This is a genomic window from Synechococcus sp. H60.1 (genome assembly GCF_047462335.1).
GTDB lineage: Bacteria > Cyanobacteriota > Cyanobacteriia > Thermostichales > Thermostichaceae > Thermostichus.
This window is the reverse complement of record NZ_JANSJA010000101.1, coordinates 1-1,117: the sequence shown is the minus strand read 5'-3', so window position 1 is coordinate 1,117 and position 1,117 is coordinate 1. Positions and strand designations below refer to the sequence as shown.

The following is a 1,117-nucleotide window of genomic DNA, read 5'->3' as shown; positions in this document are numbered from 1 at the left end:
CGCCGCCAACCCCCCCCCGCGGGCTCGGCCGCCGCCCACGCGCCGGGCAGCCCAGGAACGGTTTCGTTGCTGGCGACGGTGCTGGCATACGAGATTCAGTGCCGCCTGTGCGATTCGGCGAGCCTGCGGGCGCGCGGCTGGGATCATGTGAACTACGGGCTGTTCTCGGCGTCGGCGGCGGCGAGCCGACTGATGGGGCTGGACGCGACCGCCACGCGCCACGCGATGAGCATCGCAGGCGTGTCGGGGCTGGCGATGCGCCAGACGCGCGTCGGCGAAATCTCCGCATGGAAAGGATGCGCCTTCGCCAACTCCAGCCGACACGCCGTGTTCGCCAGCTGGCTCGCCAAACATGGGCTGACGGGACCCTCCGAAATCTTCGAGGGCAGGATGGGCTTCATGAAGCAGGTGTCGGGCGAGTTCACGGTCGGCGCGCTCGGCGGCGAGGATGGGCGCGGGTTCATGATCAACGAGACCTACATCAAGTATTACCCTGTGGAGTACCACGCGCAGAGCGCGGTATGGGCGGCGCTGGCGCTGCGCGAGCAAATCAGCGGCGACATCCGCCAGATTGAGCGCATCGAGATCGACACCTTCGAGGCGTGCTACTCGATTATCGGCAGCGAGCCTGAGAAGTGGCGACCGCAGAGCCGCGAGACCGCCGACCACAGCCTGCCCTACATCGTCGGGGCGACACTGATGGACGGCAAGGTGGACTTGGACACCTTCGACGAGGCGCGCTACACCGACCCTGCGCTGCTGGAGCTGGTGAGCCGCATCACGGTGCGCCATAACCCCGAAATGGACGCCCGCTACCCCGAAGGCATCCCGAACCGCATCACGCTGCACCTCAAGGACGGGCGCACGCTGACCGAAGAGAACACCTTCCCGCGCGGGCACGCCCGCAACCCCATGAGCGACGAGGAGGTCGAAGCGAAGTTCTATGTGCTGACCGAGTGGGCGCTGCCCCGCGCACGGCAGGACGAGGTGCTGCAGTTCGTCTGGAATCTGGACGCGCAGCCGACCATCGCCCCGCTAATGGAGCTGCTGCGGGTGGAGTGATAAGTGTCTTTGCGTTGGTTTTTCAACATGCCCCCCTCCCAACCTCCCCCGTGGA

1 protein-coding gene is annotated in these 1,117 nt (G+C 66.5%); it reads left to right on the top strand.

Annotated elements, in window-relative coordinates; genetic code table 11:
• Positions 1–1,062: MmgE/PrpD family protein (locus NW852_RS05535; protein ID WP_414426527.1), on the top strand; the 1,062-nt coding region annotated here is incomplete at its 5' end.
• Positions 1,063–1,117 lie beyond the last annotated feature (55 nt).